The 14,703-nt window shown below is 74.3% G+C and carries 10 protein-coding genes; 2 read left to right on the top strand and 8 right to left on the bottom strand.

What is annotated here, in order from left to right; translation table 11 throughout:
* The first annotated feature begins 291 nt into the window (after positions 1-291).
* Entirely contained in the window at positions 292-996 is a 705-nt protein-coding gene (locus AB0O82_RS22490) for a methyltransferase domain-containing protein (RefSeq protein ID WP_363585736.1), read from the top strand.
* A gap of 186 nt (positions 997-1,182) precedes the next feature.
* Here the strand turns inward: AB0O82_RS22490 and ftsH are convergent, their stop codons facing one another.
* From ftsH to AB0O82_RS22455, 7 genes are all read right to left on the bottom strand, one after another.
* Entirely contained in the window at positions 1,183-3,126 is a 1,944-nt protein-coding gene (ftsH, locus tag AB0O82_RS22485) for an ATP-dependent zinc metalloprotease FtsH (RefSeq protein WP_363585735.1), read from the bottom strand.
* Positions 3,127-3,349: 223 nt separating this feature from the next.
* Positions 3,350-3,892 carry a GNAT family protein gene (locus AB0O82_RS22480; protein WP_363375916.1) on the bottom strand — a complete coding sequence of 181 codons (543 nt, stop codon included), beginning with the start codon at positions 3,890-3,892 and terminating at the stop codon, positions 3,350-3,352.
* Positions 3,893-3,951: 59 nt separating this feature from the next.
* Positions 3,952-5,517, bottom strand: a complete 1,566-nt coding sequence (ffh, locus tag AB0O82_RS22475) for a signal recognition particle protein (RefSeq protein WP_350882982.1) — start codon at positions 5,515-5,517, stop codon at positions 3,952-3,954.
* 222 nt (positions 5,518-5,739) lie between these two features.
* Positions 5,740-8,163: a [protein-PII] uridylyltransferase gene (locus AB0O82_RS22470; RefSeq protein ID WP_363585734.1), complete on the bottom strand. Its 2,424-nt coding sequence runs from the start codon at positions 8,161-8,163 to the stop codon at positions 5,740-5,742.
* A 203-nt stretch (positions 8,164-8,366) separates the two neighbouring features.
* Positions 8,367-8,705: a P-II family nitrogen regulator gene (locus AB0O82_RS22465; RefSeq protein ID WP_063347683.1), complete on the bottom strand. Its 339-nt coding sequence runs from the start codon at positions 8,703-8,705 to the stop codon at positions 8,367-8,369.
* A complete protein-coding gene (locus tag AB0O82_RS22460) occupies positions 8,702-10,138 on the bottom strand; it encodes an ammonium transporter (RefSeq protein ID WP_363585733.1) in 1,437 nt (478 codons plus the stop codon). The genes AB0O82_RS22465 and AB0O82_RS22460 overlap by 4 nt, the downstream gene beginning before the upstream one ends.
* A gap of 309 nt (positions 10,139-10,447) precedes the next feature.
* Positions 10,448-11,902, bottom strand: a complete 1,455-nt coding sequence (locus AB0O82_RS22455) for a hypothetical protein (protein ID WP_350882914.1) — start codon at positions 11,900-11,902, stop codon at positions 10,448-10,450.
* Between the two features lie 604 nt (positions 11,903-12,506).
* On the opposite strand from AB0O82_RS22455, the gene AB0O82_RS22450 reads away from it, so the two are divergent.
* A complete protein-coding gene (locus AB0O82_RS22450; protein ID WP_363585732.1) occupies positions 12,507-13,184 on the top strand; it encodes a bifunctional DNA primase/polymerase in 678 nt (225 codons plus the stop codon).
* Between the two features lie 174 nt (positions 13,185-13,358).
* Here AB0O82_RS22450 and ftsY read toward each other — a convergent pair whose 3' ends face one another.
* Complete coding sequence (ftsY, locus tag AB0O82_RS22445) at positions 13,359-14,609, bottom strand: signal recognition particle-docking protein FtsY (RefSeq protein WP_363585731.1); 1,251 nt, start codon at positions 14,607-14,609, stop codon at positions 13,359-13,361.
* Between the last annotated feature and the right edge of the window lie 94 nt (positions 14,610-14,703).

The following is a 14,703-nucleotide window of genomic DNA, read 5'->3' as shown; positions in this document are numbered from 1 at the left end:
CCGCCGGCGGCAGGAGGCGGCACCCGCCGACCGCAGGGGGCGCACGACCGCGACACGCGCGCACCACCCTGCACCCCTCTGGACGCCGGGCCCGACCCGCTGTTCGCTGGAGTGGGGCGGGACTTTGGGGGAGCCGTAGCAGCACACCGAAGGACCGGATGGGAGGCCGCGATGGCTTCAGCTCGGACGACCGGCACGACCGTACGACCGACAGGCGCACGACCGCACCACCCGCAGCCCGGGGCGGCGCGGCCCGCGCGGGCGCGCGACTGGGCGGAGATCCAGGAGCGCATGCTCGTGCCGCTCTACGAGGCGGTCCACGACCGGCTGGAGGTCGGCCCGGCGACCAGCGTGCTGGGCCTGGGCTGCCGGTCCGGACTGGCGCTGCTGCTCGCCGCCGGGCGCGGTGCCCAGGTCACCGGCCAGGAGCCGCGGGACGAGCTGCGCGAGCTGGCCCATGACCGTCGGCTGCGGGTGTGCGCGGGGGCCCGGCCGACCGCTGCCGTCCCCCGCTCGGCCCATTCGCTGGTGACGGTGTTCGAGCAGTTGCCCGGTTGCGCCGAGCCGGGTGCGGTGGTCGTCGAGGCCGCCCGGCTGACCCTCCCGGGCGGGCACGTGGTGCTGGCCGCCTGGGGCCCTCCGGAGCGCTGCCAGAGCGCCCCGGTGCTGGACGTGGCGCGTCGGCGGGCGGGCCGGACCACCGCGCGCGACCCGTTCGAGCTGAGCACGCCCGGCACGCTGGAGGACCTGCTCGCCCCGGCCGGCCTGCGCCCGGCCGGCAGCGGGCGGGTGAGCTGCCCGTTCGCCTACGCGGACCTGGACAGCGCGGTGCGCGGCCTGCTCTCCACCGGTCTGTTCGAGGCGGCCGAGGAGTTCTCCGGCGCGTCGCTGGTCGCCAAGGAGCTGGAGGAGGCGCTGCAGCCGTACCTGCGCGCGGACGGCTCGGTCCGGATGGAGAACGTCTTCCGCTACCTGATCGCCGAACGGCCCCGGTAGCGGCTGGCGGCGGCCGACCCCGACGGCGTTGGGAACGGGGCCCACGGCGACGCCCGGAACGAGACCCCGACGGCACTGGGAACGAGACCCCCGGCGGCGATCGGAACGGCCCCGGGCGACAACAGATCCGGCAACGACGAAACCGGGGGCGCCCGCCAGCGCGGCGAGCGCCCCCGGCCCGCCGGTTCACGCCTGGTCGAGCGACTTCTGGTCGGAGCCGGAGCCCTTCCGCGGCACCCCGGCCGCCCGGTACGCCTGCTCCTCGTCCAGCGTCTCCCCCTCCAGCAGCGCCGCCGCCAGCGCGTCCAGCCGGGCCCGCTGCTCGGTCAGCAGCCGCACCGCGTCCTCGTAGCACTCGGCGACGATCCGCCGGGCCTCCTCGTCCACCGCGTCGAGGGTGGTCGGCGCGGCGGAGAGCCCGTAGGCGCCCTGCGGGTCGGCGGGCACCGCGGTCAGCCGCCCGACCCGCTCGCTCATCCCCCACCGGCCGGCCATCCCGCGGGCGATGTTGGTGACCTGCTCCAGGTCGCTCTCCGCCCCGGTGGTGATCACCCCGTAGACCACCTGCTCGGCCGCCATCCCGCCGAGCGCGCCGATGATCCGGCCGCGCAGGTAGGGCTCGGTGTACGAGTAGCGGTCGTTCTCCGGAGTGGACAGGGTCACGCCGAGCGCCCGGCCGCGCGGCACGATGGTGATCTTGCGGACGGGGTCGGCGCCGGGCTGCAGCATGCCCAGCAGCGCGTGCCCGCTCTCGTGGTAGGCCGTGCGCTCGCGCTCCTCCTGCGGCATCACCAGCGGCCGGACGGCGCCGAGCTGGACCTTCTCCAGGGCGTCCGAGAGGTCCCGCTCGTTCACCGCGTCCTGCTTGCGCTTGACGGCCAGCAGGGCGGCCTCGTTGACCAGGTTGGCGAGTTCGGCGCCGGTCATCCCGGGGGTGACCTTGGCCAGCCGGGTGAGGTCGGCGTCGCCGGCCAGCGGGACGGTCCGGGTGTGGATGCGCAGGATGGCGGCGCGGCCGTCCCGGTCGGGCGGGCTGACGGTGATCCGCCGGTCGAACCGGCCGGGGCGCAGCAGCGCCGGGTCGAGCACGTCCGCGCGGTTGGTCGCGGCGATCACGATGACGCCCTCGGAGCCGGTGAAGCCGTCCATCTCGGTGAGGATCTGGTTGAGCGTCTGCTCGCGCTCGTCGTGCCCGCCCATGCCGCCGCCCGCGCCGCGCTGGCGGCCGATGGTGTCGATCTCGTCGATGAAGATGATCGCCGGGGCGACCTTGCGGGCCTCGGCGAACAGTTCACGGACCCGGCTGGCGCCGACGCCGACGATCATCTCGATGAACTCGGAGGCGGAGGCGGAGAAGAACGGCACGTCCGCCTCGCCGGCGACGGCCCTGGCGAGCAGGGTCTTGCCCGTCCCGGGCGGGCCGCTCAGCAGCACGCCGCGCGGCATCTTGGCGCCGAGCCTGCGGTACTGCTGCGGGTTCTTCAGGAAGTCGACCACCTCGGTGAGTTCGGCCTCGACCTCGTCGATGCCGGCCACGTCGGCGAAGGTGGTGCGCTTGCCCTGGTCGGCGGTGACCGGCTTGGGCGGGGCCTTGCGGCCGAGCGCGCCGGCGCCCAGCCCGCCGGCCATCCGGCGGGCGAGCAGCACCCAGATCAGGATCAGCAGCACCATGGGGGCCAGCGAGATCAGCAGGTTGGCGAGGAAGCTGCGCTGCTGGACCACCGGGGAGGTGGCGGTGACCTCGACGCCCTGCTGCTGCAGCGTGGTCCACAGGTTGTCGTTGGCGAAGGACGGCCGCTGGGTGGCGAAGTCGGTGTAGTCGCCCTTGCCGCCGTCCGGTTTGGGCTGGGCGCTCTTGAGGGTGCCCTCGATCGCGTCGCCCTTGGAGTAGATCTTGGTGATGTTGCCCTTGTTCAGCTGGTTGTTGAACTCGGTGTAGGAGATCGTGGTGGCGCCGGCGTTGCCGAAGAAGGACAGCAGCAGGTCGGAGATCAGGAACACCACGAGCGCGGTGAGGGCGAGCCCCATCCAGCCGCCGGGCATCCGGCGGCGGGGCGGCGGCGGGGGCGGGGCGCCCTCGGACCGCCAGGGCTGGTCGGGGGTCTGGCGCGGCGGCACGGGTTCGGTCACCCATCGGACGATACGGACGCGGGCTCGGGCGAGCCACCCGAAACGCCGCGCCGAGCACGCCCCTGACCAGCCTCGACGGGGCCCCGCCAGTGGCTGAGCACCGGTGCCCCGTCAGTGGCCGTGCCGCCCGGAGCCCCGCCCGTGGCTCAGAGGCCTCGCCGCCCCGTCAGTGGCCGCGCACGTGGCTCGCCCCGTCAGTGGCCGCGCAGCGCCCCGCCCGTGGCTACGCCTCCGCGCCCGGCCACTCCTCGGCGGTCAGCGCGAACCGCTCGTGGTCCCGCCAGTCGCCCTGGAGGAACAGCATCCGGGGGGTGAAGCCCTCGTGCCGGAAGCCCAGCCGCTTGGCCATCGCGACCGACCGCTCGTTGTCCGGCTGCACGTTGATCTCCAGCCGGTGCAGGCCCAGCCCGCCGGCCGACTGCGGGGCGAAGCAGCGGTCCAGGACCAGCCGCAGCCCCTCCGTCATCCGCCCGGTGCCGGCGAACGGCAGGTACGCGTCGTAGCCCAGCGCGCCGTTGCAGAACCGGCCCATCACGATGTTGGCGACGTTCACCTTGCCGACCAGCCCGCCGGTGTCCCGGTCGACGATCAGGAAGGTGCGCAGGCCCGGCCCCTGGCGGTCCAGCAGTTCGGCCAGGCCGTCCGGCTCGACCGGGTTCCACCGCCCGATGTGGTCGGCGGACCGTCGGACCGCCTCGGCGTACACGTCCTTGTCCTCGGCCCGCGGGGCCCTGATCGTCACTCGCACACCACCATCATCGGGCATGCGAGCGGCCCGCCGCCCGGAAGGTCCCGGACGGCGGGCCGCTCGAACGACGGACCGGTCTACAGCAGGTCCTTGAACTCCTTGGGCAGCTCGAAGTCGGCCGGGCCCTTGCCCGCACCGAGGCCGAACGCGCCGCCGCCGGCCGGGTCCTGGTCGCCGCCCGGGCCGAGCGCGCGGCGCTGGGCGGCCGCGGCCTCCTCCTGCGCCCGCTTGAGCGGGTTGCCGCTCTTGCGCTTGCCCTTGGCCTGCGGGGCCTTCTTGCCGGACTTCTTGGCGCCGCCGCCCATGCCCGGGATCCCCGGCATGCCGGGCACGCCCTTGCCGGAGGCCATCGCGGACATCATCTTGCGGGCGTCGAAGAACCGCTCGACCAGGTTCTTCACCTCGCCGACCTGGACACCCGAGCCCTTGGCGATGCGGGCCCGGCGGGAGCCGTTGATCAGCTCCGGCTCGGCGCGCTCGGCCGGGGTCATCGACTTGATGATCGCGCCGACCCGGTTGACGTCCTTGTCGTCGATGTTGTTGATCTGGTCGCGGATCTGGCCCATCCCGGGCAGCATCCCCAGCAGCTTGGAGATCGAGCCCATCTTCTGGACCTGCTCCAGCTGCGACAGGAAGTCGTCCAGGGTGAACGCCTTCGGACCGCCGCGCAGCTTGGCGGCGATCTTCTCGGCCTCCTCCTGCGAGAAGGTCTGCTCGGCCTTCTCGATCAGCGAGAGGACGTCACCCATGCCGAGGATGCGCGAGGCCATCCGGTCGGGGTGGAAGGCGTCGAAGTCGTCGACCTTCTCGCCGTTGGAGGCGAACATGATCTGCCGGCCGGTGACGTGGGCGACCGACAGGGCGGCACCGCCGCGGGCGTCGCCGTCGAGCTTGGAGAGCACGACACCGGTGAAGTCGACGCCGTCGAGGAAGGCCTGCGCGGTGGTGACCGCGTCCTGGCCGATCATCGCGTCGACGACGAACAGGACCTCGTCCGGGTTGACCGCGGCGCGGATGTCCGCGGCCTGCTGCATCAGCTCGGCGTCGATGCCCAGGCGTCCGGCGGTGTCGACGACGACGACGTCGTACTGCTTCTGCTTGGCGTACTCGATCGAGTCCTTGGCCACCTGCACCGGGTCGCCGACGCCGTTGCCCGGCTGCGGGCCGTAGAAGGCCACGCCGGCGCGGTCGGCGACCACCTGGAGCTGGTTGACGGCGTTGGGCCGCTGGAGGTCGCAGGCGACCAGCAGCGGGGTGTGCTTCTGGCTCTTCAGCCAGTGGCCGAGCTTGCCCGCGAGGGTGGTCTTACCGGCACCCTGCAGACCGGCGAGCATGATCACCGTCGGGCCGTTCTTGGCGAACCGGACCCGGCGGGTCTCGCCACCGAGGATCGCGATGAGCTCCTCGTTGACGATCTTGATGATCTGCTGCGCGGGGTTGAGCGCGCCCGAGACCTCGGCGCCGGCCGCCCGCTCCTTGACCTGCTTGATGAAGGCCCGCACGACCGGCAGCGCGACGTCCGCCTCCAGCAGCGCGATGCGGATCTCGCGGGCGGTGGCGTCGATGTCCGCCTCGCTCAGGCGGCCCTTGCCCCGGAGGTTCTTGAACGTCGCTGCGAGGCGATCGGAAAGAGTGTCGAACACGTCGTCGCGGGTCCTCTGCGGCATCGGTATCGGTACGGTCGTCGCCCCCCAGGGTATCCGGCCGCCCCGGGTACGGTCTCCACCCGGGTTGCCACGGCCTCGGAACGGACCTCGGCAGGCGCCGGCGGGCCCCGGCGGGCCGACCCCCGGCAGCCCCAGGCGGGCCCCGGCGGAACCCGGCGGAACCGCACCCCGGCGAGCCCGGAAGGCCCCCGGTACGGCTCAGCCCAGCGCCGCCCGAACCGCCGCCGCCACCTCCCCGGCCCGCCCGGCGGAGAGCGACCGCCCCTCCCCGTCGGTCAGGTAGAAGGAGTCGACGGCCTCCGCGCCCAGCGTCGAGACGTGCGCCGTCCGCACCCGCACGCCCGCCCCGTCCAGCGCCCGGCCGATCCGGTGCAGCAGCCCCGGCGCGTCGTGCGCGCGGACCTCCAGGACGGTCGCGGTCGCCGAGGCCACCGCAGGCGCCACCGCGACCACCGGCGGCGGGGTGGGGATGCCCCGGCGGCGCGGGGCGGCGGCGTCCCGCTCGGCCAGCCGGCGCGCGACGTCCAGCGAGCCGTCCAGCGCCCGGCGCAGGTCGGCCCGTAGCCGGGCGGCCTCCGGCAGCTCGCCGAACTCGGCGGCCACCCGCCAGGACAGCAGCAGCACCGGGCCGGCGCCGATCGGGTCCAGCTCGCGCAGACCGGCCGAGCGCACGGCCAGCCGGTGCAGCGCGAGCACCCCGGCGACGGTGCCGAGCAGTCCGGGCCGGTCCGGGACGGCCAGGGTCAGCTCGACGCCCATCGGCTCGGCGCCCGGCTCCGCCCCCTCGGACCGCGCCAGCAGCGACAGGGCGGGCCCGCCGGTCCGGGCGGCCTCCACCGCGAGCCGTTCCTGCGCGGCGGTCGGCGCGGTCTCCACGGGCGCGGCGTAGGCGCCGGCCAGCCGGGCGGCGACCCGGGCCGCCAGGCCGTCCACCAGCGAGGCCCGCCAGCCGCTCCACGCGGCCGGGCCGGTGGCCAGCGCGTCCGCCTCGGTGAGCACGTGCAGCAGCTCCAGCTGGGCCGCGGTGCCGACCACCTTGGTGATCGCCTCGACGGTGGCCGGGTCGTCCGGGTCCCGTCGGGTCGCGGTGTCGACCAGGGTCAGGTGGTGGCGGACCAGCACCGCCAGGGTCTCGGTGTCCTCGGGGCCGAAGCCCATCCGGGCGGCGACGTCCCGGACGATGACCTCGCCGGCCTCGCTGTGGTCGCCGGGCCAGCCCTTGCCGATGTCGTGCAGCAGCGCGGCGACCAGCAGGAGGTCCGGCCGGGCCACCCGGCGGGTCATCGCCGCGGCCCGCACCGCCGTCTCCACCAGGTGCCGGTCCACCGTCCAGCGGTGCACGGCGTTGCGCTGCGGACGGCAGCGCACCCGCTCCCAGTCCGGCAGCAGCCGGGTGACCAGTCCCTCCGCCTCCAGCGCCTCCCACACCGGGACGGCCGCCTCGCCCGCGCCCAGCAGGGTGACCAGTTGCTCGCGCGCCTCGTCCGGCCAGGGCACCGGCAGCGGGCGGCACTCGGCAGCCAGCCGGCGCACCGTCGCGTACGAGACGGTGAGCCCGTTCTGCGCGGCGGCGGCCGCGGCGCGCAGCGGCAGCACCGGGTCGGCGGCCGGGCGGGCACCCTGGGCGAGCACCGCCTCGCCGTCCTGCTCGACCACGCCCTCGGCGAGCGGCCGGCGCGCGACCGCGCCCCGGGCCACCGCGCCCGCGCCGCGCCCGGCGCCGGTGAACGGGAAGGCCAGCCGGGCGGCCCGGCGGCCCCGGCCGGACCGGGCGGCGAGCACCCGCTCCACCGCCCGCCAGGTGACGTCACTCGCGTAGGCGACGGTGCGGGCGGCCTCGTAGACCTGGCGCAGCAGGGTGTCGGCGTCCAGCACGCCGAGCCGTTCGGCGACCTGGTCCTGGTCCTGGAGGCCGAGCCGCTCGGTGGCCCGGCCGGTGGCCAGGTGCAGCGCGTCGCGGACGTCGGCGAGCCGCAGCGCGGCGGCGTCCAGGCCGTCCCGGGGGGCGTCGGCGAGCCAGGTGGCGGCGACGGCGTTGAGCGCGACGGCGTCGCGCAGGCCGCCGCGGGCCTCCTTGAGGTCGGGCTCCAGCAGGAACGACAGCTCGCCGTGCCGCTCGGCCCGCTCCCGCCCGAGGTCGCGCAGTTCCGGCAGGCGCGCGGGGGCGCTCGCGCGCCAGTCGGTGAGCACGGCGGAGCGCAGGGCGGCGGTGAGCTCCTGGTCCCCGGCGAGGTGGCGGGCGTCCAGCAGGCCGAGCTGGGCCTTGAGGTCCGCGGCGGCGACGGATCGGGCCTCGGCGACGGTGCGCACCGAGTGGTCGAGCGCGGCGCCGGCGTCCCAGACCGGGTACCAGATCCGCTCGGGCAGGTCGGGGTCGAGCCGGCCGTCGTGCAGCAGCAGGACGTCGAGGTCGCTGCGCGGGGACAGCTCGCCGCGCCCGTATCCGCCGACCGCGACCAGCGCGACGCCGGGCGGGCCGCCGGCGGCCGCGAGCAGACCGGCCAGCCAGTCGTCGGTGAGCCGGGCGAGAGCCGCGCGGCGGGGCCGCCCGGCCGGGCCGGGGCCGGCGAGCAGCGCGGCCCGGGCGGCGCCGTAGTCGGGAGGGCTGGTCTCGGTGGTCATGGCGTTTTGGTCCCGTCCGTCGTGCGGTTGAGCGGGCGGCGCCGGACGGCCTGCGGGCGGCCGATGGGAGATCTGCGGACGGCCCGGGCGGCCTGGCGCCGATGCGCCGTCGGCGGACCCGCGACCCCTCGGGGACGGCGGGCCCGCCTGCGGCGCGTCCTACGGTTCAGGGCCCTCGACGAAGGGCCCTCGGCGAAGGGCCCTCAGAGGGCGTCCGGCCCGCGCTCTCCGGTCCGGACCCGGACGGCGGTGTCGACCGGGACGCTCCAGACCTTGCCGTCGCCGATCTTGCCGGTCCGGGCGGCCTTCACCAGGACCTCGATCAGCTCGTCGGCGTCCTCGTCCTCGACCAGCACCTCGATTCTGACCTTGGGGACCAGGTCCACGGTGTACTCGGCGCCCCGGTAGACCTCGGTGTGGCCGCGCTGGCGGCCGTAGCCGCTGGCCTCGGTGACGGTCAGGCCGTGCACCCCGAAGGCCTGTAGGGCGGCCTTCACCTCGTCCAGGCGGTACGGCTTGATCACGGCGGTGATGAGCTTCATCGGGCGTCGACCTCGGTCTTCTCGGTGGGCTCGGCGGTGGTCGTGTCGGCGGCCTTCCCGGCGGCCGTGGCGGCTGGCTCGGCGGAGGGCTCGGCGGCGGCCTTCCCGGCGGCGGACCTCTCCGCGGACCTCGCGGCCGCGGCGGCGCCGACCAGGCCCGGCAGGGCCCGCGCCAGGCCCGCGCCCACCGCGCTGAAATCGTAGGCGGACTCGGCGTGTTCGGCCTGGTCGATGCCGGCCACCTCGACCTCCTCGGCGACCCGGAAGCCGACCGTCCTGTCGATCGCCTTCGCCAGCAGCCAGGAGAGGACGAAGGAGTACGCGGCGACCACGGCCACGCCCATCGCCTGCTTGCCGAGCTGCGCCGGCCCGCCGCCGTAGAACAGGCCCTTGGCGGTCTGGCCGACCCCGCCGGTGGCGAACAGGCCGATCAGCAGCGAGCCGATCGCGCCGCCCACCGCGTGCACGCCGACCACGTCGAGCGAGTCGTCGAAGCCGAGGCGGTACTTGAGGCTGACCGCGGCGGCGCAGACCGCGCCGGCGATCAGGCCGATCGCCACCGCGCCCAGCGGGCTGACCGAGCCGCAGGCCGGGGTGATCGCGACCAGGCCGGACACCGCGCCGGAGGCGGCGCCCAGCGTGGTGAACGCGCCGTGCCTGAGCTTCTCGTAGACCAGCCAGCCGACCAGCGCCGCACCGGTGGCGACCTGGGTGTTGACCATCGCCATCGCGGCGACGCCGTTGGCGGCCAGCGCCGAGCCCGCGTTGAAGCCGAACCAGCCGAACCACAGCAGCCCGGAGCCGAGCATCACCAGTGGCAGGCTGTGCGGGCGCATCGGGTCCTTCTTGAAGCCGACCCGCTTGCCCAGCACCAGGCAGAGCGCGAGGCCGGCCACGCCCGCGTTGATGTGCACGGCCGTGCCGCCGGCGAAGTCGATCACGCCGTTGCGGTCGCCCAGCCAGCCGCCGTGGCCGCCGTCGAAGAAGAACACCCAGTGCGCGACCGGGAAGTAGACGACGGTCACCCAGAGCGCGATGAACAGGCCCCAGGCGCCGAACTTGGCCCGGTCCGCGATCGCGCCGCTGATCAGCGCCGGGGTGATGATCGCGAACATCAGCTGGAAGGTGGCGAACGCGGTGACCGGGATGGTCCCGGTGAGGTCGTTCAGGCCGATGCCGCGCATCCCGAGGAAGTCCAGGTTGCCGATGAGGCCGGCGAAGGAGTCGGGCCCGAAGCTGAGCGAGTACCCGTAGAGGACCCAGAGCACGCTGACGATGCCGAGCGAGAGGAAGCTCATCGCCAGCATGTTCAGGGTGCTCTTGGCCCTGACCATGCCCCCGTAGAAGAAGGCCAGGCCCGGGGTCATCACCATGACCAGGGCCGCACTGATGAGCACGAAGGCGGTGTCGCCCGCGCTGAAGCCGTCCGGCATCGGCGTCTCCTCTGCGTGGAAGCCGATCCAAACCCGGATTACCCGTCCCGTGCCACCCGGGGTGTCGGCGATGAAGAGGAGAGTGCCGAAGGCTGGTTTCGGCCAGTGCGGCCCGTTGTTTCGCGGCCGTGACGCGTACGACGCGCGGGTTACGCCTTCGTGAACGACGGCCGTGCCGCAGGGCCGAACGGGTTACCGTGCCGCCGAACGGGACGGCCGGTGGCACGACGGCCACCGACCGTGGCGGCGGCGGCCGTCACGGTCGGCGGGGTCCTCGGGCCGGATCCGCGGCCCACGGGCTCGGGGTGCTCAGACCACCGAGACGTACTCGGGGATGTCCTGGACGACGCGCTCCTTGAGCCGGCTCACCGCGTCCACGCCCTTGAACCGGGCGGCCGCGGCCTCGGTGGTCTTGCGGACCCGGGAGTTCAGCCGCTCCGAGCGCACCTTGGTGGCGATGTCCACCGCCTGCTCGGCCATCACCGCGGCCTGCTCGGCCTCCCGCTGCAACAGGTGGACGCTGGCCATGCCGATCAGGTTGAAGGCGTACGAGCGCACGTGGTCGCCGTCCTGGCGGAACAGGTCGACCGCGCGCTCCATCACCGGCGCGGACATCGAGGCGTACAGCTGGGCGTTGTCGGAGTGGTACGCGAGGTCGCGGAAGGAGTGCGCGTTCTCGGCGTTCAGCTCGGCCGGCGAGAAGAACTTCAGCCAGTCCGGCTCCTCCTCCCCCTCGCGGATGTCGGTGAAGGTGTCCTCGGCCAGCCGGACGGCCCGGGCGCAGCGGTTCACCTCGCCGATGGTGGCGTAGGCGCGCGCCTCCATCGCGTACAGCAGGGACTGCTGGCGCGCGCTGGCGGTGTCCCGGCTGCCGTACTGCGCCAGGTGGATCAGCTCCAGGGCGTCCTCGCCCCGGTTGAGGTGGATCATCTGGCGGCTCATGTCGGTGAGGATGAGTGCGCCGAACGGGCGGTCCCCGGCCTCCTTGGCGGCGTGCAGGGCCAGCACGTAGTACTTCTGCGCGCTCGGGTGCATTCCGACGTCGTACGACATCCACCCGGCCAGGTGGGCGAGTTCGGCGGTGAGCCGGAACAGCCGCCGGGTGGTGTTCTCGTTGTACGTCTCCTGGAGCAGGTCGGTGACCTCGTGGAGCTGGCCGACGACGGCCTTGCGGCGCAGCCCGCCGCCGTTCTGCGCGTCCCACTGCCGGAACATGACCGTGGTCTGCTCCAGCAGTTCGAGCTCGGGCTCGGACAGCCGGCCGGTGAACGGATCGCCGCCGTTGGCCGCGGCGAGGATCGGGGTGGGGGCGCCGGTCGGGCCTGGGGTGAGCCAGCGCTGCATCGGCTCGATCAGCGCGGCGCCGGCGGTCAGCGCGAGCGAGGTGCCGAGGAAGCCCCGGCGGTTGAGCATCAGGTCGCTGCGGGAGTAGTCGCTGATCAGCTGGACGGTCTGCGGCGCGCTCCACGGCAGGTCGACGCCGCCGCCCACGGTGGAGACCGGGATCGCGGCGCGCAGGCCGAGGTCCTCGATCGAGACCACCGAGCCGAAGCGCTCGGAGAAGAGCTCCGACATGATCTTGGGAATCGGCTCGCGGGGCTGTTCGCCGTCGAGCCATCGGCGCACCCGCGAGGTGTCGGTGGACACGTGGTGGGCACCGATCTGCCGGGCCCGGCGGTTGACCTGACGGGCCAACTCGCCCTTGGACCAGCCGCTGCGGGCGAACCAGGTGGTCAGCTTCTCGTTGGGTTGCTTCTCTGCCATGGGAACGTCCCCATCCCGCCCGGCCCCCTCGGGGCCCCGATCGTGACGCCCGACGGTTTCGGGCCCTTGCCAGACGTACCGTGCCTGAGGTGTCGCCGTACCACGCTCTCGCACTGGTGTGCCATCGTTACGGACGGACCGTCAGATTCCCAACTCCCGCGCCCTGGCGGACCGGAGTCGATTCCACGATGACGTCCGTGTGCTGAACGTAATGCCCCGCGCGGCGCCCACGGGAGCGGCCCTGGCGAAACGCCACCTTTCGCCACCCCCACGAGTGAACCGAAGCCACGGCCCACGCGCTTCACTAGGAAGTCCGACGGCCCGGCATATGCGGGCCGCCAAGGCCTCCGGCGAAACCCGGCAGCCCCGGCAACCCACCGCAGTCACAGGCGAGTTCGACGCCCACCCTGATCGGCGGCCGCCTCGCCCACCCCACGATCCGGCATCGGTGCCGCCAGCCACAAGGCGGCGCCCGAGGCGCACCACCACGACAGGCGCACACCGGGCGCTGCACGCCGCCACCGCACAACGCACCACGCAACGGACAATCAACACACAGTCACCATCCCGTAACCATCGGCGACGGGAACCTGTTGGGGGAGGCATGGACAACCTGTTCGGCGAACTTCGACTGGGACACCTGCGGTTGACTCCGCTGGGCGCGCGCCGCCGCACCAAGGTCACCGCGTCCCAAGCCGCCGCGGAGTACACCGGCCGCTGGGGCTGGACGGTCGCCACCGGCGCCCCGGCCGGCTCCGCCACCGCCCCGACCCGCTGTCCCTGCGGCTCCGACCGCTGCGCCGCGCCCGGCCTGCATCCCGTACCGGGCGGCGAGGACCGGTCCCGGGAAGCGGGCGCCGGGGGCTCGGTTCTCTTCCCCACCGGCCGCGCCTTCGACGTCCTGGACGTCCCCGAGCAGGCCGGACTACAGGCGCTGGTCCGGCTGGAGCGGATGGGCACCCAGGTCGGCCCGGTGCTCGCCCCGCCCACCGGCCGGCTGCAGTTCCTGGTCGCCGCCGGCGCCGCCCGCCGACTGCCCGACCTGCTCTACCGGATGGGCTGGGACGACGCCGCGCTCGACCTCACCTGCCACGGCGAGGGCAGCTACGTCGCCGCCCCGCCCACCGTGCTCGGCGCGCTCGGCCCGGTCCGCTGGCTGCGCCGCCCCACCCGCGACAACGCCGGCTGCCCGCCCGAGGCCCGGCTGCTGCTCGGCACCCTCGCCTACGCCTGCCACCGCGGCCGCGAGCGCACCGCCGAACCTGCCTGGCTCGCCTCGTAGGCCTCCGCGCGCCCCTCCAGCTCGGCGCGCCCCTCCAGCTCGGCGCGCCCCTCCAGCTCGGCGCGCTCCTCCGCCTCGGCACGCTCCTCCGGTCCCGGGCACCCCGCCGGCCCCCGGGCGGCAACGCGAAAGGGCCCGCCCCTCGCGGAGCGGACCCTTCGTGCGTACGGGGCCTCAGTCCCCGATCAGCGCGTCCACGAACGCGCCCGGCTCGAACGGCGCCAGGTCGTCCGCACCCTCGCCCAGGCCGACCAGCTTGACCGGCACGCCCAGGTCGCGCTGGACCGCGACCACGATGCCGCCCTTGGCGGTGCCGTCCAGCTTGGTCAGCACGATGCCGGTGATGTCGACCACCTCGGCGAACACCCGGGCCTGGATCAGGCCGTTCTGGCCGGTGGTGGCGTCCAGCACCAGCAGCACCTCGTCCACCGGGCCGTGCTTCTCGACGACCCGCTTGACCTTGCCCAGCTCGTCCATCAGGCCGGTCTTGGTGTGCAGCCGGCCGGCGGTGTCCACCAGCACGGTGTCGGCGCCCTCGGCGATGCCCTCCTTGACCGCGTCGAACGCGATCGAGGCCGGGTCACCGCCCTCCGGGCCGCGCACGGTGCGCGCACCGACCCGCTCGCCCCAGGTCTGCAGCTGGTCGGCGGCGGCGGCCCGGAAGGTGTCGGCGGCGCCGAGCACCACCTTGCGGCCGTCGGCGACCAGGACGCGGGCGAGCTTGCCGGTGGTGGTGGTCTTGCCGACGCCGTTGACGCCGACCACCAGGACCACGGCCGGCCCCTCCGCGTGCTTGGTGGAGCGGACGGTGCGGTCGGAGTCCTTGCCGATCAGCTCGACGAGCTCCTCGCGCAGCAGCGCGCGCAGTTCGTCGGGCGTGCGGGTGCCGAGCACCTTCACCCGGGTGCGCAGCCGCTCGACCAGCTCCTGGGTGGGGGCCACGCCGACGTCGGCGGTCAGCAGGGTCTCCTCGATCTCCTCCCAGGTGTCCTCGTCCAGGTGCTCGCGGGAGAGCAGCGAGAGCAGGCCCTTGCCGAGCGAGTTCTGCGAGCGGGAGAGCCGGGAGCGCAGCCGGACCAGTCGGCCCGCGGTGGGCTCGGGGACCTCGACGGCGGGTGCCGTCTCGGCCTCGGCGGCCTCGACCTCGACCTCGGTCGGGGCCGTCGCCGGGGCTCCGGTCGAGGCTTCGGTCGGAGCCTCGGTCTCGGGGAGCTGCACCTCCTCGACGGTGCGGCGGGGCTCCTCGGTCGGCGGCGCGGCCTCCTCGCCGACCTGGGGCTCCTGCGGGGTGGTCGGCGGCGCCGTGATGACCGGCGACTGCGACTTCGGGGGCAGTTGCTGGCGTCGTCTGCCGGAAACGACGAGGCCGGCGATCGCGCCGATGGCGACCACGGCGATGACTACGGCAAGGATCACGTATTCCACATAAATCTCCTTCTCGGGATCCCACGACAGAGTGATCCTTCGGTCACCGACGCACGGAGCGTCGCCGCCTCCCTTACGCTGACCACTGTGCCGT

This window comes from Kitasatospora sp. NPDC088264 (assembly GCF_040685715.1).
Lineage (GTDB): Bacteria > Actinomycetota > Actinomycetes > Streptomycetales > Streptomycetaceae > Kitasatospora.
This window is presented reverse-complemented; position numbering and strand designations above follow the sequence as displayed.